This is a genomic window from Azohydromonas australica DSM 1124 (assembly GCF_000430725.1).
Classification (GTDB): Bacteria; Pseudomonadota; Gammaproteobacteria; order Burkholderiales; family Burkholderiaceae_C; genus Azohydromonas; species Azohydromonas australica.
In genome coordinates this window covers 217,130-237,130 of record NZ_KE387203.1, presented here as the reverse complement: position 1 = coordinate 237,130, position 20,001 = coordinate 217,130, and the positions used below count along the sequence as shown (strand labels likewise).

Genomic DNA, 20,001 nt, shown 5'->3' with positions numbered 1-20,001 from the left:
CCTGACCGAGGCCCGCCGGCAGCCCGCTTGAGGCGCCGGCCGCTTGCCGAAGGAATTACAGCCGCGCCGTCCGCCGGGCCGCTGCCCGGCGCCGCGGCTCAGCGCGGCTTGGTGTTGCGCAGCACCACCAGGCGCGACAGCCCGAACAGGTTGACCGACTGCACGGCCTGCAGCTGCCAGTCGTGCGCGAGGATGTGCTCCTCGAAACCGAAGTCGGAGCGAAAGCCCACCCGCTGCGCCATGGAGCGCACGGCGCGCTCCATGAGCCACCAGAAGCGGCTGCCGCTGAAGTGGTTCACCACCAGGATGGTGCCGTCGGCGCGGCACACGCGGCGCACCTCGGCCACCAGCCGCGACGGTTGCGGCGTCACCGACAGCACGTAGGGCATGGTCACGCAGTCGAAGCTGTCGTCCTCGAAGTCCATGGCCTCGGCGTTCATCAGGTGCAACGAGATGTCGCGGCCCGGCAGCGCTGCGGCGCGCTGGCGCGCGCGTTCCAGCATCTCGGCCGAGAGGTCCACGCCCACCACACGCGTGTGCGCCGGGTAGCCCGCCAGCGTCAGGCCCGTGCCCACGCCCACCTCCAGCACCGAGTCGGGCTGCAGCGCCGCGGCGGCCTGCGTCATGGCGCGTCTGCCTGGCTCCAGCACGCTGCCGAACACCAGGTCGTAGAGGGAGGAGAAGCGGTCGTAGGTGCGCTCGACGCTGTGCGCCGGCATGGCCGCCGGCGGCGCCGTGCCGTCGTGCCGGGAGGAGGGGGCATGCTTGCCGCGCCGGGCGGCTTCGGGCGTGGAGCTCATGAGCGGTGGGCCTCCTGCGGTTGTCCTGCGCGAGTGTTCGCGGTGAACGGACGGTGGTGCAACCGGGGTGCCCGAGTCCCGGGCCCCGGGGTTACAGCGCCGCCAGGAAGGCGCGGCGCACCTCGGAAGCGCCCGTCAGGCTGGGCTCGATGGTGCGGGTGAACCACGAAGGATCCCCGCGCAGGAAGTGCGCGTGCAGGTCCACCAGCCGTCCGTGGCGCGCGGCCAGGGCGCCGATCACCTCGTTGACGCGCCGGTGGTTGGCCCGCGCCAGGCGTGCCGGCACGCCCAGGAAGTTGCGTGCATCGTCGCCAAAGGTGGGGTCGTACACCGTGCCCAGCAGCACCGGGCGCACCGGCAGCGCGCGCAGGAAGGCCTCCAGCGCTCTTTCGAACGCGCGCAGGCCCGTGCCCGTGTCGGCCGCCAGGCCGCGCAGCAGGTCGTTGCCGCCCACGGTCAGCAATGCTGCCGCCGCACCGGCGGGCGGGCGCAGCCCGCGCGCCTGCGCGTCCAGGCCCGCCACCGTGGCGCCGTCCATCGCGCGGTGCTCCAGCGCCGCCGTGCCGTAACGCCGTGTCAGGTCCCGGCCCTGGAATTCGGGAAACAGCCTGTCGTCGTTGCGCACCAGCAGCGCCCCCGGCGTCACGCCGTGCGGGTTGTAGTGCCCGCAATCCAGGATCGAGTCGCCGAAGGTCAGCAACGTGAAGGGCGGTGGCGCGGCGCGGGCCGCCGTGCCCAGCAGCGCCGCGGAAGCCGCGCACAGCCAGCGCCGGCGCGCGCTCGGGAAATGGTCCATGCGCCCGGTGCGGCAGGTCGCATGCCCCGCGCCCGAATCATGTTGGTGCGCACTTCGCTTGCCCGCGCCGCGGCACCGGCAATGTTGCCGTTGCCCTTGAAAGGATCGCCATGACCCAGCAGAAGAGCGGCTCGAGCCAGCAAGGTCAGGACAAGCCGCCTCAGAAGCAGCAGGACCGGAAGAGCCAGCAGAAGCAGCAGAAGTAAGGGCTGCCGTCACTGGTTCCAGCGCGCCTTGAACCGGCCCGCACGGGTGCCGACGCTGGTACCCGGACGGGTTGGCCGGCGGTTGCCGGCTTCAGGCGTGCCGCGGCGGCGCCGCCGGTGCGGACGGCGGAGCGGCGCGGGCCCGCTCAGCGCGCAGGCTTGCCTGGATCCCGCGCCGGGCCGAAGGGCTGCCACCAGCCCGTGGCCAGGCTGGTGCCCAGCAGGATCACCGCCCCGCCGGCCAGCATCGACAGCGTCACTGCCTCCTGCAGTGCCAGCGCGCCCCACAGCACCGCGAACAGCGGGATCAGGTACGTCACCGTCGTCGCGTTGGCCGGTCCCACCCGCGCGATGAGCCGGAAATACAGCACGTAGGCCACGCCCGTGCTCAGCACCCCCAGCGCCAGCGCCGCGGTCCAGGCCGTGGCGCCAATGGGCTGCGCCGGCCAGGCCAGCGCAGCCGGCAGTGCCAAGGCCAGCGTGGCCACCATCTGGCTGCCGGTGGCCAGCGCCAGCGCCGGCACGCCCGTGAGCCAGCGCCGCGTGGCATTGGCCGCGATGCCGTACATCAGCGTGGCCGCCAGGCAGGCCAACACCGCCAGGCCCGTGTCCGTCGCGCCGCCCTTGAAGCTGGCCTTGTCCCAGGCCAGTCCTAGCACGCCGGCGAAGCCCAGCGCCAGGCCCAGCAGGCGCTGCCCGTTCAGCCGCTCGCCCAGCCACAGCCACGCCACCAGCGCGCCCCACAGCGGCGTGGTGGCGTTGAAGATGGAGGCCAGCCCGGCGCTGATGGACTGCGCCGCGTAGCTGTAGCAGAGGAAGGGCAAGGCCGAGTTCAGCAGCCCCACCACCGTGAGCGCCCTCCAGCGCCCGCTCCAGGCGGCCAGGGGCCGCGGCAAGGTGAACAGCAGCAGCGGCAGCAGCACCGCGCTGGCCACGGCCACGCGCAGCGCCGCCAGCGCCGAGGCGCCGAAGGCCGGCACCGCCAGCCGCATGAACAGGAACGAGCCGCCCCACAGCGCCGCGAGCAGCACCAGCTCCAGCCGGTCACGGCCCTTCATGCCGGCCTCCCCGCGCGCAGCGGGCCGGGCGGCACGGGCCGGGTATGGTGGGAGGCCCGGGAAGCGGCGCGGGGTGCGCGGGCACGGCAATGGCCCCTGGGGGCCGCGATCGATGTGAACTGCATCGTTCGATCATAGGCAGCCGCCGGCTGCGCTCCGGTGCGCGGGCACCGGCCGCACGGGCCGCGGGAGGCCCATGGGGGCTGCCTACAATCGCCCGCCAGGAGGACATCCATGCAAACAGCCGCATCCGCGTTCAAGGCCTACGACATCCGCGGCGTCGTGGGACAGACGATCGACGAGACCTTTGCCGAGCACCTGGGCCGGGCCTTCGGCACCGAGGCGCTGGCCGCCGGCGAGCGCGCCGTGGTGGTGGGCCGCGACGGCCGTGTCTCCGGCCCCGGCATGGCCGCGGCGCTGATGCGCGGCTTGGCCTCCACCGGCCTCGACGTGGTGGACATCGGTGCCGTCACCACGCCCATGCTCTATTACGTGGCCGCCACGCGCGGCAAGTTCGGCTGCCACAGCGGCATCCAGGTCACCGGCAGCCACAACCCCAAGGACTACAACGGCTTCAAGATGGTGCTGGCCGGCCGCGCCATCTACGGCGAGGAGATCCAGGGCCTGCGCAAGCGCATGGAGGCCGAGGACTACGCCCAGGGCAAGGGCCGCATCGCCGCCATGGACATCGTTCCCGAGTACACGCACCGCATCGTCAGCGACTGCCAGCTCGCGCGCCCGATGAAGATCGTGGTGGACTGCGGCAACGGCATCCCCGGCGCCACCGCCCCGGCCATCCTGCGCGCGCTGGGCTGCGAGGTGATCGACCTCTACAGCCGCGTGGACGGCGACTTCCCCAACCACCATCCCGACCCCAGCAAGCCCGAGAACCTGGCCGACCTGATCAAGGTCGTGAACGCCACCGAGGCCGAGCTGGGCCTGGCCTTCGACGGCGACGGCGACCGCCTGGGCGTGGTCACGCGCGACGGCCAGATCATCTACCCCGACCGCCAGCTCATGCTGTTCGCGCGCGACATCCTGCAGCGCCACCCCGGCGCGCAGATCATCTACGACGTCAAGTGCAGCCAGCGCCTGACCGAGATGGTGCGCGAGGCCGGCGGCGAGCCGCTGATGTGGAAGACCGGGCACTCGCTGGTCAAGGCCAAGCTCAAGGAGACCGGCGCGCCCATCGCCGGCGAGATGAGCGGCCACATCTTCTTCTCCGAGCGCTGGTACGGCTTCGACGACGGCATGTACACCGCCGCGCGGCTGCTGGAGATCCTCTCGCGCGAGCAGGACCCCAGCGCCGTGCTCAACGCGCTGCCGCAGAGCTTCAACACGCCCGAGCTCAACGTCGCCTGCGAGGAGGGCGAGCCGCACGCGCTGATCGAGAAGCTGCGCGAGACCGCGCAGTTCCCGGGCAGCGAGCTGGTCACCATCGACGGGCTGCGCGCGGACTATCCGGACGGCTTCGGCCTCATCCGCGCCTCCAACACCACGCCGGTGCTGGTGATGCGCTTCGAGGGCCACACCAGCGAGGCGCTGGAGCGCATCGAGGCGGACTTCATGGCCGCGCTGCGCGCCGTCAAGCCCGACGCCCGGATCGCCGCGGCGGCGCACTGAGCGCACGAAAGCCCGAACGGCAGTGGCTGCGCTCACGCGCTCGCTCTACGGCAGTCTGCTGTGGACGCTGACGCCGGCCTACCTGTTGCGCCTGTGGCGGCGCGGCGGCAAGGAGCCGGCCTACCGTGAACGCCTGGGCGAGCGCCTGGGCCGCTACGAGTACCCGGCGCCGCCGCCGCGGCGGCTGCTGTGGCTGCACGCGGTGTCGCTGGGCGAGACGCGCGCGGCCGCGCCGCTGATCGCTGCCTTGCGTGCGCTGCGCCCGGACCTGCGGTTGCTGCTGACCACCAGCACCGCCACCGGCTGGGCTGCCGGGCACCCGCTGCTGCATGCCGGCGACGTGCACACCTGGCTGCCCTACGACACCAAGGGCGCGGTGCGCCGCTTCCTGCGCCATCACCGCCCGGTCATGGGCGTGCTGATGGAGACCGAGGTCTGGCCCAACCTGCTGCACGTCGCCCAGCAGGAGGGCGTGCCCATGGTGCTGGCCAACGCGCGGCTGAGCGTCAAGAGCCAGCGCAAGGGAGAGCGCTACGCGTCGCTGATGCGCCCGGCCGCCGCAAGCTTCCTGCGCGTGCTGGCGCAGACGCAGGACGACGCGCAGCGCCTGCGCGACATGGGCGCGCCCTCGGTGGAGGTGTGCGGCAACCTGAAGTTCGACATCGCGCCCCCGCTGGCGCTGCTGGAGCGCGGGCAGCGCTGGCGCGCGCGGCTGCAGCGCCCGGTGGTGCTGGCCGCGAGCACGCGCGAGAACGAGGAGGCGCCGCTGCTGGCGGCCTGGCGCGAGCTGCCGCAGCCGCGCCCGCTGCTGGTGCTGGTGCCGCGCCATCCGCAGCGCTTCGACGAGGTGGCGGGCCTGGTGGCGCAGGCCGGCTTCAGCTGCGTGCGCCGCGGCAGCTGGGGCGAGGGCGATCCGCCGGAGGAAGCAGCGCAGGCCGACGTGTGGCTGGGCGACTCCATCGGCGAGATGGCGACCTACTACGCCTGCGCCGACGCCGGGCTGCTGGGCGGCAGCTTCGAGCCGCTGGGCGGGCAGAACCTGATCGAGGCCGCGGCCTGCGGCTGCCCGCTGGTGCTGGGGCCGCACACCTTCAACTTCGCCGAGGCCGCGGAGCTGGCGGTGCAGGCGCGCGCGGCGATGCGCGCGGCCGACATCCGGCAGGGCGTGGTCTATGCGGCCATGCTGGCCATCGACCCGCAGCGCAACGGCTGGGTCGAGCGGTCTCTCACGTTCGCCAGCCGCCACCGCGGCGCCACCGAGCGCATGGCCGAACGCATCGTGGGGCTGCTGCCGGCGGTGATCTGAGGGACGGCGTCCGCCCCGGCCGATCCGGTCAGGGCGCCGTCCCTTGCAGCATCCCCTCCACCGGCCGCAGGTCGCCCGGCTCCAGCAGGCCCGCGGCCTGGCGCAGCTTGAGCGCGCCCACCAGCAGGTCGTAGCGGGCGCGGTAGAGGTCGCGCTGCGTGGTGTAGAGCTGGGTCTGGGCGTTGAGCACGTCCAGGTTCACGCGCACGCCCACGCGGTAGCCCAGCTGCGTGGCCTCCAGCGCCAGGCGGCTGGAGTTCTCCGCCGCCTCCAGCGCGCCCACCTGCGCGCGGCCCGACTGCACCGCGCTCCAGAGCTGGCGCGTCTGCAGCGCGATGCTGCGTTGCGCGGCTTCGAGGTCGTTGCGCGCCTTCTCTTCCAGGCGCAGCGTCTCCTCGACACGGTTGCTGATCGAGCCGCCGGCGTACAGCGGCAGGTTGAGCTGCACGCCGACGCTGCGCGTCTGCAGCGTGCCGTCGCTGGTGGTGCCGGAAACGCCGGCGCCGTTGGTGTTTCCGCGCGCGACCGAGCCCACCAGGTCCACGGTGGGCAGTGCGCCGGCGCGGGCCTTCTCGGTCTCCAGCCGCGCGATCTCCAGCGCGGCCTGCGCGCGCTGCACCTGCGGATGCAGTGAGCGGCTGGCCTCGACCCAGCGCTCGACGTCTTCGGGCGCCAGCTCCGCCGGCAGCTGCACCGGCTGGCGCAGCGGCAGCGGCTGCACGCCGCTGCGGCCCACGAGCTGGTCCAGCGCGGTGCGCTTGGTGCGCAGGTCGTTGTCGGCCGCGATCTCCTGCGCCGTGGCCAGGTCGTAGCGCGCCTGCGCCTCGCGCGTGTCGGTGACGGTGGCGGTGCCGACCTCGAAGTTGCGCTTGGCCGAGGCCAGCTGCTCGGCGATGGCTTTCTTGCTCGCGCGCGTGGTGCCCAGCGTGTCCTGCGCCGACAGCACGTCGAAGTAGGCCTGCGCCACGCGCACGAGCAGGTCCTGCTCGGCCACCTGCAGCTCCGCCAGCGAGCCCTCCAGGCTGCGCTGGGACTGGGCGATGGTGGCGCTGTTGGCGCGGTTGAACAGCGGCTGGCGGGCGTTGATCGCCAGCTGCTTGGCGTTGGAGTCGCGCGAGCGGCTGAACGTGTCGCTGCTCAGGTGGCCGTCGGTGCGCGTGGTGCTGCCGGCCAGGCCGATGCTGGGATGGTTCAGCGCATTGCTCTGCGCCGCGCGGTAGGGGGCCGACTCGGCCAGCGCGCGCGCGCTGAGGTAGGTGGCATCGAAGCCGCGAGCGGCCTGGTACAGCTCGGTCAGCCCCTGCGCTTGCGCCGCGCCGGCCAGTGCCAGCAGCAGGCCAACCAGACGGCGGAGTTTCTTCGGAGACGGCATGTGGGGCAGGGGAGTATTGGCGGGCCGCCGCCGGGCGGCCCGGGAGTCTTGTTTCGTCAGCCAGGGCGCGGCACGGCCGCCCGGGATTTCAGTAGCGCGGCAGCGCGCGGTCCATCTCCAGCGACCAGGCGTCGATGCCGCCGACCACGTCCCAGACCTCGTCGAATCCGTTGCGCTCCAGCCAGGCCGCCACGTGGGCGCTGCGCACGCCGTGGTGGCACAGGCACACGATGGGCGCGTCGTCGGGCAGCTCGTTCAGGCGCGAGGTCAGCTCGCCCATGGGGATGTCCAGCGCGCGTGCGCCCGGCAGGCGCAGCGCGGCGCGCTCGATCTCCCAGGGCTCGCGCACGTCCAGCAGCACGGGCTCGCGCGCGGACTGCGCCTGCAGGAAGTCCTGCAGCTCGGTGACGCGAAGGCGCGGCATCGCTCGGCCCGTGGCTCAGAAGGCGAAGCGCGTCGGCTCGGGGAACTTGAGCAGGCGCGGCGCGACGGTGTCGAACAGGCGCACCTCGCCGAACTCGCGTTCGCCGGTGCGGGTGAAGAGCGTGGCGCGCATCACCGGCTCCTGGCCCACGACGGCCACCAGGCGGCCGCCGATCTTGAGCTGGTCCAGCAGCGCCTGCGGCACCGAGGCCACCGAGCCCGACAGCACGATGGCGTCGAAGGGCGCCTCGCCGGGCAGGCCCTGCGAGCCGTCGGCCTTGCGCACGGTGACGTTGCTCACGCCGGCACGCTTGAGGTTGGCCTGGGCCAGGTCCGCCAGCTCCGGCACGATCTCCAGCGTGAACACCTGCTGCGCGCGGTGCGCCAGCAGCGCAGCCATGTAGCCCGAGCCGGTGCCGACTTCCAGCACCTTCTCGTGGCGCTGCAGGCGAAGCTCCTGCAGCAGCCGGGCCTCGACCTTGGGCTCCAGCATGCACTGGCCGGCGGCGCCGCCTTCGCGCAGCGGCACCATCATGTCCACGAAGGCCAGGGCCCGCTGCGACGCGGGCACGAAATCCTCGCGCTTCATCACGCCCAGCAGCGTGAGCACTTCCGGATCCAGCACATCCCAGGGGCGGATCTGCTGCTCGATCATGTTGAAGCGGGCTTGTTCGACGTTCATGGTTGTGTGGGTGAGACGGCGTGAATCGACGGCGCGGATTCTAGGCGGCCCCCATGTCATGGGGCTTGCGGCGGCGCCATAAGGGTTGCGCGCGACTGCCTAGAATTTCTCCATGACCCTCTCGCGCCGCCGTCTGCTGCTCTCCGGCCTCGCGCCGCTGGGCTTCGCGCTGGCGGGCTGCGGCAGCCTCGGGCTGCCTTCGCAGCTCACCTTTTCGCAGTCCGACCTCGACGAGCGCCTGGCGCGCCGCTTCCCGCGCACGCAGCGGGTGCTGGAGGTGCTGGACCTCACGCTGAGCGCGCCGCACGTGGCGCTGCTGCCGGACCAGAACCGGCTGGCCTGCGACTTCGCGCTGCAGCTGCGCGAGCGGCTGTTCGACTCCAATCACGCCGGGCGCATCGGCTTCGACAGCGCGCTGCGCTGGGAGCCGCAGGACGCCACGCTGCGCCTGTCGCAGGTGCGTGTGCAGCGGCTGGACTTTGACACCCTGCCGCGCGGGCTGCCGGCCTCCTCGCAGCGCGTGGGCCGGCTGCTGGCGGAGCAGCTGCTCGAAGGCCTGGCGCTGTGGCAGATGCCCGAGGAGCAGCGCGGGCGGCTGCAGCGCGCGGGACGGGACGTGGGGCCCATCGACGTCACCGCGCAGGGGCTCGTGGTGCATTTCACGCCCGTGCCGGCACGCTGAGCGTTGCCGCGGCAACCGTCGCGGGCGCGCAACGAGCGGCGGCTAACATCACCGGCTTTGCGTTGAGCGGAGCTGACGTGGACTGGATGCTGCTGTTGAAGGCCGCCGTGATGGGCGTGGTCGAGGGTCTGACGGAGTTCCTGCCGATTTCCTCTACCGGACACCTGATCCTGGCCGGCTCGCTGCTGAATTTCGGCGGCGAGACGGCCAAGGTGTTCGAGATTGCAATCCAGACCGGCGCCATGTTCGCCGTGGTCTGGGAGTACCGGCAGCGGCTGCTGGGCACGGTGCGCGGGCTGGGCAGCGACCCCGTGGCGCGGCGTTTCGCGCTCAACGTGTTGGTGGCCTTCATCCCCGCGGTGGTGCTGGGCCTGGCGCTGGGCAAGACCATCAAGGCGCACCTGTTCAAGCCGGTGCCGGTGGCGATGGCCTTCATCGTGGGCGCGCTGCTGATCCTGTGGATCGAGCGCATCCACCGTGCCCGCTACGGCCAGTCCGATTCCGAGGGCCAGCGCCTGGCGCGCGTGGAGACGGTGGACCAGATGAGCGGGCTGGACGCGCTCAAGGTCGGGCTGCTGCAGTGCCTGGCGCTGATCCCCGGCACCAGCCGCTCCGGCGCCACCATCATGGGCGCGATGCTGCTGGGCTTCTCGCGCAAGGCCGCGACCGAGTTCAGCTTCTACCTGGGCATCCCGACGCTGATGGGCGCCGGCGCGTACTCGGTGTGGAAGCAGCGCGACGCGCTGCACCTGCACGACCTGCCGATGTTCGCGGTGGGCACGGTGGTGGCCTTCGTGAGCGCGCTGCTGTGCATCCGCTGGCTCATCCGCTACGTCTCCACGCACGACTTCGTGCCCTTCGCCTGGTACCGCATCGTCTTCGGTGCCATCGTGCTGGTCACGGCCTACACGGGCTGGGTCGAGTGGGTGGATTGACCAAAAAGCTTTCCAACACGAAGGAGTCCTGAAATGCGTCTGGTGATCGGCAACAAGAACTACTCCTCCTGGTCCATGCGGCCCTGGGTGCTGATGAAGCACTTCGGCATTGCGTTCGAGGAGGTGAAGCTGCGGCTCGACTTCACGCCGGGCTCGGACTTCTACCGGCAGCTCGCCGCGTTCTCGCCCGTGGGCAAGGTGCCGGTGCTGGTGGACGGTGACCTCGCGGTCTGGGACACGCTGGCGATCGCCGAGTACCTGGCCGACCGCTTCCCCGAGCACGCGATCTGGCCGCGCGACGCGAAGGCGCGTGCCCGGGCGCGCTCGATCTGCGCCGAGATGCACGCCGGCTTCGGCGCGCTGCGCAGCAAGTGCGGGATGAACATCGAGGCGCAGCTGGCCGAGGCGGGTGCGCAGGCGATGGCCGACGCGGCCGTGCAGCGCGACGTGGCGCGCATCGTGGCGCTGTGGCAGGACGCGCTGCGCACCAGCGGCGGCCCGTTCCTGTTCGGCGAGTTCTCGGCGGCCGACGCCTATTACGCGCCCGTGGTGAGCCGGCTGCGCACCTACGCGCTGCCGGTGCCACAGGACGCGGCCGACTACATGGCCCGCGTGTGGGCCTCGCCCGGCGTCGCGGCCTGGGTGCAGGACGCACTGGCCGAGCAGGACTTCATCGCCGAGGAAGAGCCCTACCGCGCCTCGCGCGGCTGAGGCCCGGTTTCAGGCCTGCAGGCCGCGCGCTCGCAGAGCTCGCGCCCTTCGCCGCCCGCGCGTCCGTGCACAGGCACGGACGCTGGTGGCGTCTCAGCGCTTCTTGAACACCAGGTCCCACACGCCGTGGCCCAGGCGCAGGCCGCGGGCCTCGAACTTGGTCAGCGGCCGGTAGTCGGGGCGCGGCGCGTAGCCTTCGGCGGTGTTCTGCAGGGTGGGCTCGGCCGACAGCACCTCCAGCATCTGCTCGGCGTAGGGCTGCCAGTCGGTGGCGCAATGCAGGTAGCCGCCGGGGGCCAGTCGCGTGACCAGCTTGGCCACGAAGGGCGACTGGATCAGGCGGCGCTTGTTGTGCTTCTTTTTGTGCCAGGGGTCGGGGAAGAAGATGTGCACGCCGGCCAGCGAGGCGGGCGCGATCATGTGTTCCAGCACCTGCACCGCGTCGTGCTGGACGATGCGAAGGTTCGTGAGCTCCTGCTCGCCGATGCGCTTGAGCAGCGCGCCCACGCCGGGGGTGTGCACCTCCACGCCGATGAAGTCGTGGTCCGGCAGCTTGGCGGCGATCTGCGCGGTGGCGTCGCCCATGCCGAAGCCGATCTCCAGCACCAGCGGCGCCTGGCGGTCGAACACGGCGCCGGGGTCCAGCGGCGTGTCCTGGTAGGGCAGCACGAAGCGCGGGCCCAGCTCGGCCAGCGCGCGCTGCTGGCCCGTGCCCATGCGGCCGGCGCGCAGCACGTAGCTGCGGATGGCGCGCTCGTGCGTGGGAGTGGAGGGCGTCGGGGCGGAGGCGTCGTCGGTCGTCATGGCGGAAAGCGGGGATGAAACGCGCCGCAGCCGGAAGGCGGCGCCGAAAGGGGCCGCATTGTGCCGTGCGCGCCACACGTGGCCGGCGCGGGACGAAAGAAGCGCCGGCCGGGGCGAAAGCCCCGATCCGAGTGCTTATAATAGGCGGCTGCGCGGGCGTCGTATAACGGCATTACCTTGGCTTCCCAAGCCAAAGACGAGGGTTCGACTCCCTTCGCCCGCTCCAGAGAACCACTCCTTCCAGGGCCGCCTCGTGCGGCCCTGGTCGTTTGTGCGGCGGTCGTACCATGCGGCGCATATGCCAGCGCCTGGAGGAGGCCGCCATGAATCCCTTGCGCGTGATCGTCGTCGGTGCGCAACCGACCGGGCTGGAAACCGCCGGCTGGGGTGACTTCCAGCTCCGGTCCTGCGGCGACCTGGACACCGCCGCCGCGCTGCTGCAGCAGTCGCCGGCCGATGCGCTGTGGGTGGCGCTGCCCGATGCGGCGGCGCTGCAGGCGCTGCTGAACTGGTCCTCGCTGTCGTCCACGGTGCTGGACTGCGCGCTGGTGGCGGGCCTCGCACGCCCCGAGGACGGCCTGGCGCTGGTGCGCCGCGGCGTGCAGGACCTGCTGCCGCTGGGCGCGCCGGCCGGCGAGGTGGCGCGCGCGCTGCGGCTGGGCGTGGAGCGCCAGCGGATCCAGCACGCCGAGCGCGGCGCCTGGACCACCGACGTCGCCACCGGGCTGCCCAACCATGCGCAGCTCATCGAGCACGTCAGCCACCTGCTGGCGCTGCGCGAGCGCGAGCCCGCGCCGATGGCGCTGCTGGCCGTGCGCGTGGAGGGCTTCGCCACCGTGCAGGCGCGGCTGGGCGGCGAGTCGGCCCACGTGCTGCGGCGCAAGGTGGCGGTGCGGCTGCGCGCCGGGCTGCGCGCCAGCGACGTGGTGGCCTCCATCGGCCCCGACAGCTTCGCCGTGCTGCTGGCCTGGATCGACGCCCCGGGCGACGCCCGCAAGGTGGCCGACAAGCTCATCGCCGCGCTGCAGCGTCCCTTCAGCCTGCAGGGCGAGGCGGTGGCGGTGGGCGTGGCCCTGGGCATCAGCCTGAGCCCGGAGGACGGCAAGGACGCCCACGAGCTGCTGCGCCGCTCGGTGGCGCTGGCCGCCGCGGCGCCCGCGCTGGGCCGCGCCGGCTACGCCAACTTCAGCGAGCGCGGCGCGGTGCCGGCGGCCAACGACGAGGAATAGCGCGGCGTCCGCCGCGCCATGAAAAAGGGCCGCGACTGCGGCCCTCGTCGTTCATGGCGGCTGAAGCTCACCAGAACAGCGCCCACAGCGCGCCCAGGATCAGCGCCCACTTACCCACGTAGTAGGTCGTGCGGCTGCGCGCCTTGAGGTCCTTGGCCTTCTTGCGCACGGCATAGAAGCCCTGGAAGAAGCGGTTCAGCGCGCCCACGTGCTCGCCGGGCACGTTCTGCGTCGCCGCGGCGGACATCACGTGGCGCGCGAAGAGGCGGTTGAACCAGCGTGCCGGCGCGAACCACAGCGGCCGCTCCACGTCGCAGAACAGGATCACCCGCTGCTGCTGCGTGGTGTTGGCGGCGTGGTGGATGTAGGTCTCGTCGAACATCACCGCCTCGCCGTCGCGCCAGTGGTAGCGCTGGCCGTCCACCTCGATGTAGCAGCCCGCGTCGTTGGGCGTGGCGAGGCCCAGGTGGTAGCGCAGCGAGCCGGCGTAGGGGTCGCGGTGGCGCACCAGCGTCGCGCCCGGCGGCAGCGAGGCGAACATCGCCGCCTTCACCGACGGGATGCTCTTGAGCAGCTTCACCGTCTGCGGGCACTGCTGCTGCGCCGAGGGCAGGTCCTGCCCGTACCAGCTCAGGTAGAAACGCTTCCAGCCGGTGCGGAAGAAGCTGTTGAAGCCCAGGTCGGTGTGCCCTTCGGCGGCGCGGATGGCGCCGCCCTCGTTCAGCCGCATCGCCTCCTCGCGGATCAGCGGCCAGTTGTCGGTCAGCACCTTCATCTCGGGAAACTCGCGCGGGTCGATGTAGGCCCCGCGCGGCGTGCGCGAGAACAGGTACATCAGCGCGTTCACCGGCGCCAGCAGCACCTGGAAGTCCAGCAGCGCGCGCACCATGCCAAAGCGCACGCGGCCACGGAAATGCGCATACAGCGCCGAGACGATGAAAACCAGCAGCACCCAGTGCCGCGTTTCAAGAGCAAGTTTCATGGGAGTCAAAGAGCAGACCGGCCGGGGGCCGCGCCGGGCGCGCGGCGACTCCCTCGGCCGGGGTCTGGGCGGGCGCGATTATTTCTGAATGTCCCCCAGGCAGAGGTATTTCATCTCCACGTAGTCGTCGATGCCGTGGTGCGAGCCCTCGCGTCCCAGGCCCGACTGCTTCACGCCGCCGAAGGGCACCTCGGCAGTGGAAATGAGCCCGGTGTTCACGCCCACCATGCCGTACTCCAGCGCCTCGCCGACGCGGAAGATGCGGCCGATGTCGCGGCTGAAGAAGTAGCTCGCCAGGCCGAACTCGGTGGCGTTGGCCAGCTCGATGGCCTCGGCCTCGGTGCTGAAGCGTTGCACCGGCGCCACGGGGCCGAAGGTCTCCTCGCGCGTGCACAGCATCTCGCGCGTGACGTCGGCCAGCACCGTGGGCGCGTAGAACAGGTTGCTGCCCAGGCCCTGCACGCGCGCGCCGCCGCCCATGAGCCGCGCGCCCTTGTCCAGCGCGTCGGCCACGTGCGCCTCCACCTTCTCCAGCGCCGCGGGCTCGATCAGCGGGCCCACCTGCACGCCGGGCTCGAAGCCGTTGCCCACCTTGAGCTGCGCCGCGCGCTCGGTGAGCTTGGACACGAAGGCCTCGTAGATGCCGTCCTGCGCGTACAGCCGGTTGGCGCAGACGCAGGTCTGGCCGGCGTTGCGGTACTTGCTCGCCAGGGCGCCCTCGACGGCGCTGTCCAGGTCCGCGTCGTCGAAGACGATGAAGGGCGCGTTGCCGCCCAGCTCCAGGCTGAGCTTCTTGACCGTGGGCGCGCACTGCTGCATCAGGATGCGGCCGACCTCGGTGGAGCCGGTGAAGCTCAGGTGGCGCACGGTGTCGCTGTCGCACAGCACCTTGCCGACCTCGATCGAGCGCTGCGCATCGGCGGTGACGATGTTGAGCACGCCTGCGGGCATGCCCGCGCGCTGCGCAAGCTCGGCCACCGCCAGCGCGGACAGCGGCGTGGCCTCGGCCGGCTTGATCACCACGGGACAACCGGCTGCCAAGGCGGGCGCGACCTTCCTCGTGATCATCGCAATGGGAAAATTCCACGGCGTGATGGCCGCGCACACGCCGATGGGCTGCTTGAGCACCAGGTAGCGCTTGTTGTTGTCGGTGGTGGGCACCGTCTCGCCGTAGACGCGCTTGGCCTCCTCGGCGAACCACTCGATGAAGCTGGCGCCGTAGGTCACCTCGCCGCGCGCTTCCGCCAGCGGCTTGCCCTGCTCGGCGGTCATGAGGCGCGCCAGGTCCTCGGCGTTCTGCAGCAGCAGCTGGTACCAGCGCATGAGGATGGCGGCACGCTCCTTGGCAGTCTTGGCACGCCACGCCGGCCAGGCCTTCTCGGCGGCCTGGATGGCCGAGCGCGCCTCGGCGGCGCCCAGGTTCGGCACCTCGGCCAGCACCAGGCCGGTGGCAGGGTCGCGCACCTCGAAGCGCGCCTCGGCGCCGACCCACTCGCCGCCGATGAGCGCGTCGGTCTTGAGCAGGCTCGGGTCCTGCAGCTGGGCCAGCGGGGTGGAGCTCGTGTCCATGGTTGTCGTCCTCTTGGTGATGGCGGTGGGCGGCGCGCCGGGTCGGCGCCGCCCGTGGGTCGATGACTCTAGCGTGCGGGGTTGGCCGGCGTCGCCGGCGCGGCTTGCGCTGGCGCAGGGGCGCGCCGATGAAGTCCGCGGCGCCTGCTCAGCCGCGCCGTCCGCGCAGCCACTCCAGCGCCAGCATCAGCGCGGTGGTGAAGAGCGTCAGCAGCGTGGCGACGGCGGCGATGGTCGGATTGATGTTCTCGCGGATGCCCGCGAACATCTGCCGCGGCAGCGTGACCTGCTCCGGACCGGCGATGAACAGCGTCACCACCACCTCGTCGAACGAGGTGGCGAAGGCGAAGAGGGCGCCCGAGATCACGCCCGGCGCGATCACCGGCAGCGTGACGCGGAAGAAGGTCTCCAGCGGCGAGGCGCCCAGGCTCAGGCTGGCGCGCACCAGGTTGTGGTTGAAGCCCTGCAGCGTCGCCAGCACCGTGGTCAGCACGAAGGGTGCGCCCAGCGCCGCGTGCACCACCACCAGGCCCAGGTAGCTGTCGGCCAGGCCGATGCGGGCGAAGAACAGGTAGCAGGCCACGCCCACCACGACGATGGGCACCACCATCGGCAGGATCAGCAGGCTCATCAAGAGGCCCTTGCCCGGGAACTGCACCCGCGCCAGGCCTACCGCCGCCAGCGTGCCCAGCACGGTGGCCACCACCGTGGCCGCGGGCGCGACGATGAAGCTGTTCTTGGCGGCGCGCGCCCAGTCCGAGCTGCTGAAGAGCTGCTCGTACCAGCGCAGGCTCCAGTCCGGCACCGGGTAGGCGAGGAAGGAGCTGGAGGAGAAGGACAGCGGCACGATCACCAGGATCGGCAGCAGCAGGAACAGCAGCAGCGCCACGCCGAAGGCGCGCAGCGCGAACCAGCCCAGCTTGTCCAGCAGCGTGTAGTGGGCCGGGAAGGCCGGCAGGGAGAGGGTGGACATCAGGAGTCTCCTTGCGGGTTCAGCCCAGGCTCAGCTCGGCGCTCGCCAGGCGCCGGTACACGCCGTAGAGCAGCAGCGTGGCGGCCAGCAGCACCGCGCCCAGCGCGCAGGCCATGCCCCAGTTCACGTCCACGTTGGTGTACTGGGCGATGTAGTAGGACAGCATCTGGTCGTCGGCACCGCCCAGCAGCGCGGGCGTGACGTAGTAGCCCAGGGCCAGGATGAACACCAGCAGCCCGCCCGCGCCCACGCCCGGCAGCGTCTGCGGCAGCACCACGCGGAAGAAGGCCGCCAGCGGCGGGCTGCCCAGCGAGATCGCGGCGCGCAGGTAGCTCGGCGGCACGGTGCGCATCACGCTGTAGAGCGGCAGGATCATGAAGGGCAGCAGGATGTGCACCATCGCGATCACGACGCCGGTGCGGTTGAACAGCAGCTCCAGCGGGTCGTTCACCACGCCCAGCCCCATCAGCGCGCTGTTGACCAGGCCCTCGCGCTGCAGCAGCACGATCCAGGCAGCCACGCGCACCAGGATGGACGTCCAGAACGGCACCAGCACCAGGATCATCAGCATGTTGGCCCGGCGCGCCGGCAGCGTGGACAGCCACCAGGCCAGCGGGTAGGCCAGCAGCGCGCACAGCAGCGTCACCACCGCGCCGATGCCCAGCGTGCGCGCCAGGATGCGGCCGAACACGCGCTGCTCGGGCTCCACGCGCGCGATGCCGCCCTCGGGATCGCGCCGCAGGTCCACGGCGGTGAGCAGGTAGTCGGGCGTCCAGCGCGCGGCGTTCTTGGCGATGGCCTGCCAGTAGCGCTCCTCGTTCCAGCGCGTGTCCAGCGTCAGGAGCTTCTCGCGCACCGCGGCGGCGTCGGCGGGCTGGCCCCATTCCTCGCGGTCGTGCACGGCGCGGTAGGCGCCCATGATCAGCGAGCGCGAGCCCGAGGCCTCGCTGTTGAGGCGCCGGGCCAGGGCGCCGGCTTGCGAGCGGTCCTCGATGGCGGCCAGGTCCTGCGCCAGCGCGGCGTAGGCCGCGGCCGGCGGCTCGCCATGGCGCCAGCCCTGCAGCGCCTCGCCGGTGCGCTGCAGCGTGGTGGCGACCTCGGGGTTCTCCACCGCGCGCAGCAGCAGCGCGCCGATGGGCACCAGCAGCGTCGCCAGCAGGAACAGCAGCAGCGGCAGCGTGAGCGCCAGCGCGCCCAGGCGCCGGCGCGCGCCGGCACGGCGCAGCTGCGCGCGCAATGCGGCGGAGCCCGGCGGCGGCGGGGAACCGTAGGAGTGGGCCGCGTCCAGCGTGGCGCTTGGGCTGGTGGTCATGGGGTCAGGTGATGAGGGTGAAGGTCGTCTTGCGTTTCCCGAGGACGACCCGAACGACTCCGTCACACCCGCGCAGGCGGGTGTCCACGAACACCGGGCGGCATCCCGGCCGGCGTGGATGCCCGCCTGCGCGGGCATGACGGGGTTCTTTCAGCGGCAGTCGCGAGCTGGAATCACTGCGCCGCCCAGGCCGCGAAGCGCTTCTCCAGCTCCTCGCCGGCGTCGGCCCAGAACTTCACGTTGAACTGCAGCGCGTCCTTGGCGTTGGCCGGGGCGGTGGGCAGCTGGTCCAGCGTCTTGGGATCGACCTTGGGCATGGCCTTCACGTTGGTCGGGCCGTAGTTGATGTGCCGCGTGTACTCGGCCTGCGCGTCGGGCGAGGAGGCGTGCGCGATGAACTTGTAGGCCGCCTCCTTGTTGGGCGAGCCCTTGACGATGGTCCAGTAGTCCAGGTCGTAGATGCCGCCGGTCCAGGTGATCTTGAGGTTCTTGCCCTCGCGCTGCGCGGCGTCGATGCGGCCGTTGAAGGCGGTGGCCATCACCACGTCGCCGGCCACCAGGAACTGCGGCGGCTGCGCGCCGGCCTCCCACCACTGGATGCTGGAGCGCAGCTCGGTGAGCTTCTTGAACGCGCGGTCGGCGCCTTCCTTGGTCGCCAGCAGCTTGTACACGTCGGCGGACTTCACGCCGTCGGCCATGAGCGCGAACTCCAGGTTGTAGCGCGCGCCCTTGCGCAGGGCCCGCTTGCCCGGGTACTTCTTGGTGTCCCAGAAGTCGGCCCAGGTCTTCGGGGCGTCCTTGATCTTGTCGGCGTTGTAGGCCATGACCGTGGACCAGATGAAGATGCCCACGCCGCACTCGTGCACGGCCGCCGGCTGGAAGTCGGCCTTGGGCGCGATCTTCGAGTAGTCCAGCTTCTCGAACAGCCCTTCGTCGCAGCCGCGGGCCACGTCCGGGCTCTCGACCTCGACCACGTCCCAGGTGACCTTCTTGGTCTCGACCATGGCCTTCACCTTGGCCTGCTCGCCGTTGTATTCGACGCCCTGGATCCGGATGCCGCTGCTCTTCTCGAAGGGCTCCACGAAGGCCTTCTTCTGCGCCGCGCCGTTGGCGCCGCCGAAGTTGACGACGGTGAGCTGGCTCTGCGCCAGCGCCGGCAGGGCCAGCGCGGTCAGGGTCGAGGCAAGGGACTTCTTCATGCGGCGCTCCTTTGGTGGAGTTGTGGTGCTGCCCAGGGGGCGGTCGGGGCCGTTGCGGCCGCGGTGGCCGCAGGCGGCGAGGGGAATCGTTTCAGGCGTAGACGCGCAGGTACGGCGTGGGGAAGTGCAGCCAGACGGTCTGCCCGGCCACCGGCTGCTCGTTGCGCGACAGCGGCAGCTTGACGGTGGCCTGCGCCTGGCCCGGCAGCGCGCAGCGCAGGCGCAGGTGGTCGCCGAAGTAGATGACGTCGTTGACGGCGGCCTTGAGCGTGTTGGACTCGTTCGCGGGCGGCGTGAACAGCGCCTCGATGCGCTCGGGCCGCACCGAGGCCATCACCGCGTCGCCGGGCAGCGCGCCGTTGACGTTGATGCCCGCCAGCCGCTCGCCGCCGGGCAAGACCAGCTCGCAGCTCTCGCCGCTGGCGGCGCCCACCACGCCCTGCAGCAGCGTGCTGTCGCCCACGAAGCCGGCGACGAAGCGGTTCGCGGGCGTCTCGTACAGCCGCTCCACGGGGTCGATCTGCTGGATCGCGCCGTCGTTGAACACCGCCACGCGGTCGCTCATGGTCAGCGCCTCGCCCTGGTCGTGCGTGACGTACACGAAGGTCACGCCCAGCTGGCGGTGCAGCTCCTTGAGCTCGATCTGCATGTGCTCGCGCAACTGCTTGTCCAGCGCGCCCAGCGGCTCGTCCATGAGCACCAGCTGTGGCTCGAACACCATGGCGCGCGCCAGCGCCACGCGCTGCTGCTGGCCGCCGGAGAGCTGCTGCGGGTAGGCCTTGTCGCGGCCGTCCAGCCGCACCATGGCCAGCGCCCGGGCCACGCGGGCCGCGATCTCGGCCTTGGGCACGCGGCGCACGGTCAGCGGGTAGGCCACGTTCTGGGCCACGGTCAGGTGCGGGAACAGCGCGTAGTTCTGGAACACCATGCCGAAGTTGCGCTTGTGCGGCGGGGTGCGCGTGATCGGCTGGCCGTCGAGGAGGATCTCGCCGGCGGTGGGCGACTCGAAGCCGGCGAGCATCATCAGGCAGGTGGTCTTGCCCGAGCCCGAGGGGCCCAGCAGCGAGAGGAACTCGCCGCGGCGGATGTCGAGGTCGAGGTTGCGCACCACCAGCGCGTCCCCGTCGTAGGTCTTCTGCACGCCGCGGAAGCGCACCAGCACGTCGTTGGGGGCCGCCGCGCCGGCGGGAGCGCCGGCGGCCGCGGGATGCGGCAGCACGGTGGCGGAGAAGCGTTGGGCTTTCTGTACGGCAGCGAGCATGGGCGGGCCTCGTGTTCGGTCGGTGGCGACTCTATCGGCGGGGGTGGCCGCGGGACCATGTACAGACAGCGGGCGCTG

Annotated in this window: 19 protein-coding genes and 1 tRNA gene; 7 read left to right on the top strand and 13 right to left on the bottom strand. The window is 71.7% G+C overall.

What is annotated here, in order from left to right:
* Positions 1 to 98: 98 nt before the first annotated feature.
* The 3 genes from H537_RS0120165 to H537_RS44380 form a co-directional block, all read right to left on the bottom strand.
* The gene (locus tag H537_RS0120165) at positions 99 to 800 is read right to left on the bottom strand and encodes a class I SAM-dependent methyltransferase (protein WP_084150836.1); all 702 of its coding nucleotides are present in this window, start codon (positions 798 to 800) and stop codon (positions 99 to 101) included.
* Positions 801 to 891: 91 nt separating this feature from the next.
* Positions 892 to 1,596 carry an SGNH/GDSL hydrolase family protein gene (locus H537_RS0120160; protein ID WP_028999273.1) on the bottom strand — a complete coding sequence of 235 codons (705 nt, stop codon included), beginning with the start codon at positions 1,594 to 1,596 and terminating at the stop codon, positions 892 to 894.
* A gap of 352 nt (positions 1,597 to 1,948) precedes the next feature.
* A complete protein-coding gene (locus H537_RS44380; RefSeq protein ID WP_051243019.1) occupies positions 1,949 to 2,860 on the bottom strand; it encodes a DMT family transporter in 912 nt (303 codons plus the stop codon).
* Positions 2,861 to 3,094: 234 nt separating this feature from the next.
* On the opposite strand from H537_RS44380, the gene H537_RS0120145 reads away from it, so the two are divergent.
* The gene (locus H537_RS0120145; RefSeq protein ID WP_028999272.1) at positions 3,095 to 4,483 is read left to right on the top strand and encodes a phosphomannomutase/phosphoglucomutase; all 1,389 of its coding nucleotides are present in this window, start codon (positions 3,095 to 3,097) and stop codon (positions 4,481 to 4,483) included.
* A 22-nt stretch (positions 4,484 to 4,505) separates the two neighbouring features.
* Positions 4,506 to 5,789 (top strand): 3-deoxy-D-manno-octulosonic acid transferase, encoded by a 1,284-nt coding sequence (locus tag H537_RS0120140; protein WP_028999271.1) that lies wholly within the window; start codon positions 4,506 to 4,508, stop codon positions 5,787 to 5,789.
* A 28-nt stretch (positions 5,790 to 5,817) separates the two neighbouring features.
* On the opposite strand, the gene H537_RS0120135 is transcribed toward H537_RS0120140, so the two are convergent.
* The 3 genes from H537_RS0120135 to H537_RS0120125 form a co-directional block, all read right to left on the bottom strand.
* On the bottom strand, positions 5,818 to 7,161 hold the full coding sequence (locus H537_RS0120135; protein ID WP_043459334.1) for a TolC family outer membrane protein: 1,344 nt from the start codon (positions 7,159 to 7,161) through the stop codon (positions 5,818 to 5,820).
* Positions 7,162 to 7,249: 88 nt separating this feature from the next.
* A complete protein-coding gene (locus H537_RS0120130) occupies positions 7,250 to 7,585 on the bottom strand; it encodes a rhodanese-like domain-containing protein (protein ID WP_028999269.1) in 336 nt (111 codons plus the stop codon).
* 15 nt (positions 7,586 to 7,600) lie between these two features.
* Positions 7,601 to 8,266, bottom strand: coding sequence for a protein-L-isoaspartate O-methyltransferase family protein (locus H537_RS0120125; RefSeq protein WP_028999268.1), 666 nt, complete (start codon positions 8,264 to 8,266; stop codon positions 7,601 to 7,603).
* 112 nt (positions 8,267 to 8,378) lie between these two features.
* Here H537_RS0120125 and H537_RS44375 point away from each other — a divergent pair, with 112 nt between their 5' ends.
* The 3 genes from H537_RS44375 (at position 8,379) to H537_RS0120110 (ending at position 10,594) form a co-directional block, all read left to right on the top strand.
* The gene (locus tag H537_RS44375; RefSeq protein WP_051243018.1) at positions 8,379 to 8,948 is read left to right on the top strand and encodes a hypothetical protein; all 570 of its coding nucleotides are present in this window, start codon (positions 8,379 to 8,381) and stop codon (positions 8,946 to 8,948) included.
* Between the two features lie 77 nt (positions 8,949 to 9,025).
* Positions 9,026 to 9,883 (top strand): undecaprenyl-diphosphate phosphatase, encoded by an 858-nt coding sequence (locus H537_RS0120115; RefSeq protein ID WP_028999267.1) that lies wholly within the window; start codon positions 9,026 to 9,028, stop codon positions 9,881 to 9,883.
* A 33-nt stretch (positions 9,884 to 9,916) separates the two neighbouring features.
* A complete protein-coding gene (locus H537_RS0120110) occupies positions 9,917 to 10,594 on the top strand; it encodes a glutathione S-transferase family protein (RefSeq protein WP_028999266.1) in 678 nt (225 codons plus the stop codon).
* A 93-nt stretch (positions 10,595 to 10,687) separates the two neighbouring features.
* Here the strand turns inward: H537_RS0120110 and trmB are convergent, their stop codons facing one another.
* A complete protein-coding gene (gene trmB, locus H537_RS0120105; protein ID WP_043459332.1) occupies positions 10,688 to 11,398 on the bottom strand; it encodes a tRNA (guanosine(46)-N7)-methyltransferase TrmB in 711 nt (236 codons plus the stop codon).
* A 152-nt stretch (positions 11,399 to 11,550) separates the two neighbouring features.
* On the opposite strand from trmB, the gene H537_RS0120100 reads away from it, so the two are divergent.
* Both H537_RS0120100 and H537_RS0120095 read left to right on the top strand, forming a co-directional pair.
* Positions 11,551 to 11,624: transfer RNA gene (locus H537_RS0120100), tRNA-Gly, on the top strand.
* A gap of 97 nt (positions 11,625 to 11,721) precedes the next feature.
* On the top strand, positions 11,722 to 12,627 hold the full coding sequence (locus H537_RS0120095) for a GGDEF domain-containing protein (protein ID WP_051243017.1): 906 nt from the start codon (positions 11,722 to 11,724) through the stop codon (positions 12,625 to 12,627).
* A gap of 67 nt (positions 12,628 to 12,694) precedes the next feature.
* Here the strand turns inward: H537_RS0120095 and H537_RS0120090 are convergent, their stop codons facing one another.
* The 6 genes from H537_RS0120090 to H537_RS0120065 all read right to left on the bottom strand — a co-directional run bounded on the left by H537_RS0120090 (position 12,695) and on the right by H537_RS0120065 (position 19,923).
* Positions 12,695 to 13,609, bottom strand: coding sequence for an aspartyl/asparaginyl beta-hydroxylase domain-containing protein (locus H537_RS0120090; protein WP_028999263.1), 915 nt, complete (start codon positions 13,607 to 13,609; stop codon positions 12,695 to 12,697).
* A 78-nt stretch (positions 13,610 to 13,687) separates the two neighbouring features.
* Positions 13,688 to 15,178, bottom strand: coding sequence for an NAD-dependent succinate-semialdehyde dehydrogenase (locus H537_RS0120085; RefSeq protein ID WP_028999262.1), 1,491 nt, complete (start codon positions 15,176 to 15,178; stop codon positions 13,688 to 13,690).
* A 148-nt stretch (positions 15,179 to 15,326) separates the two neighbouring features.
* A complete protein-coding gene (locus H537_RS0120080) occupies positions 15,327 to 16,151 on the bottom strand; it encodes an ABC transporter permease (RefSeq protein ID WP_028999261.1) in 825 nt (274 codons plus the stop codon).
* A 19-nt stretch (positions 16,152 to 16,170) separates the two neighbouring features.
* A complete protein-coding gene (locus H537_RS0120075; RefSeq protein ID WP_043459330.1) occupies positions 16,171 to 17,463 on the bottom strand; it encodes an ABC transporter permease in 1,293 nt (430 codons plus the stop codon).
* A 173-nt stretch (positions 17,464 to 17,636) separates the two neighbouring features.
* Entirely contained in the window at positions 17,637 to 18,662 is a 1,026-nt protein-coding gene (locus tag H537_RS0120070; protein WP_028999259.1) for an ABC transporter substrate-binding protein, read from the bottom strand.
* 91 nt (positions 18,663 to 18,753) lie between these two features.
* Positions 18,754 to 19,923 carry an ABC transporter ATP-binding protein gene (locus tag H537_RS0120065; protein WP_084150835.1) on the bottom strand — a complete coding sequence of 390 codons (1,170 nt, stop codon included), beginning with the start codon at positions 19,921 to 19,923 and terminating at the stop codon, positions 18,754 to 18,756.
* Positions 19,924 to 20,001 lie beyond the last annotated feature (78 nt).

Coding starts and splice junctions, on each gene's coding strand:
- H537_RS0120165 (WP_084150836.1), bottom strand. CDS start 800: ATGAGCTCCACGCCCGAAGCCGCCCGGCGCGGCAAGCATGCCCCCTCC.
- H537_RS0120160 (WP_028999273.1), bottom strand. CDS start 1,596: ATGGACCATTTCCCGAGCGCGCGCCGGCGCTGGCTGTGCGCGGCTTCC.
- H537_RS44380 (WP_051243019.1), bottom strand. CDS start 2,860: ATGAAGGGCCGTGACCGGCTGGAGCTGGTGCTGCTCGCGGCGCTGTGG.
- H537_RS0120145 (WP_028999272.1), top strand. CDS start 3,095: ATGCAAACAGCCGCATCCGCGTTCAAGGCCTACGACATCCGCGGCGTC.
- H537_RS0120135 (WP_043459334.1), bottom strand. CDS start 7,161: ATGCCGTCTCCGAAGAAACTCCGCCGTCTGGTTGGCCTGCTGCTGGCA.
- H537_RS0120130 (WP_028999269.1), bottom strand. CDS start 7,585: ATGCCGCGCCTTCGCGTCACCGAGCTGCAGGACTTCCTGCAGGCGCAG.
- H537_RS0120125 (WP_028999268.1), bottom strand. CDS start 8,266: ATGAACGTCGAACAAGCCCGCTTCAACATGATCGAGCAGCAGATCCGC.
- H537_RS44375 (WP_051243018.1), top strand. CDS start 8,379: ATGACCCTCTCGCGCCGCCGTCTGCTGCTCTCCGGCCTCGCGCCGCTG.
- H537_RS0120110 (WP_028999266.1), top strand. CDS start 9,917: ATGCGTCTGGTGATCGGCAACAAGAACTACTCCTCCTGGTCCATGCGG.
- trmB (WP_043459332.1), bottom strand. CDS start 11,398: ATGACGACCGACGACGCCTCCGCCCCGACGCCCTCCACTCCCACGCAC.
- H537_RS0120095 (WP_051243017.1), top strand. CDS start 11,722: ATGAATCCCTTGCGCGTGATCGTCGTCGGTGCGCAACCGACCGGGCTG.
- H537_RS0120090 (WP_028999263.1), bottom strand. CDS start 13,609: ATGAAACTTGCTCTTGAAACGCGGCACTGGGTGCTGCTGGTTTTCATC.
- H537_RS0120085 (WP_028999262.1), bottom strand. CDS start 15,178: ATGGACACGAGCTCCACCCCGCTGGCCCAGCTGCAGGACCCGAGCCTG.
- H537_RS0120080 (WP_028999261.1), bottom strand. CDS start 16,151: ATGTCCACCCTCTCCCTGCCGGCCTTCCCGGCCCACTACACGCTGCTG.
- H537_RS0120075 (WP_043459330.1), bottom strand. CDS start 17,463: ATGACCACCAGCCCAAGCGCCACGCTGGACGCGGCCCACTCCTACGGT.
- H537_RS0120070 (WP_028999259.1), bottom strand. CDS start 18,662: ATGAAGAAGTCCCTTGCCTCGACCCTGACCGCGCTGGCCCTGCCGGCG.
- H537_RS0120065 (WP_084150835.1), bottom strand. CDS start 19,923: ATGCTCGCTGCCGTACAGAAAGCCCAACGCTTCTCCGCCACCGTGCTG.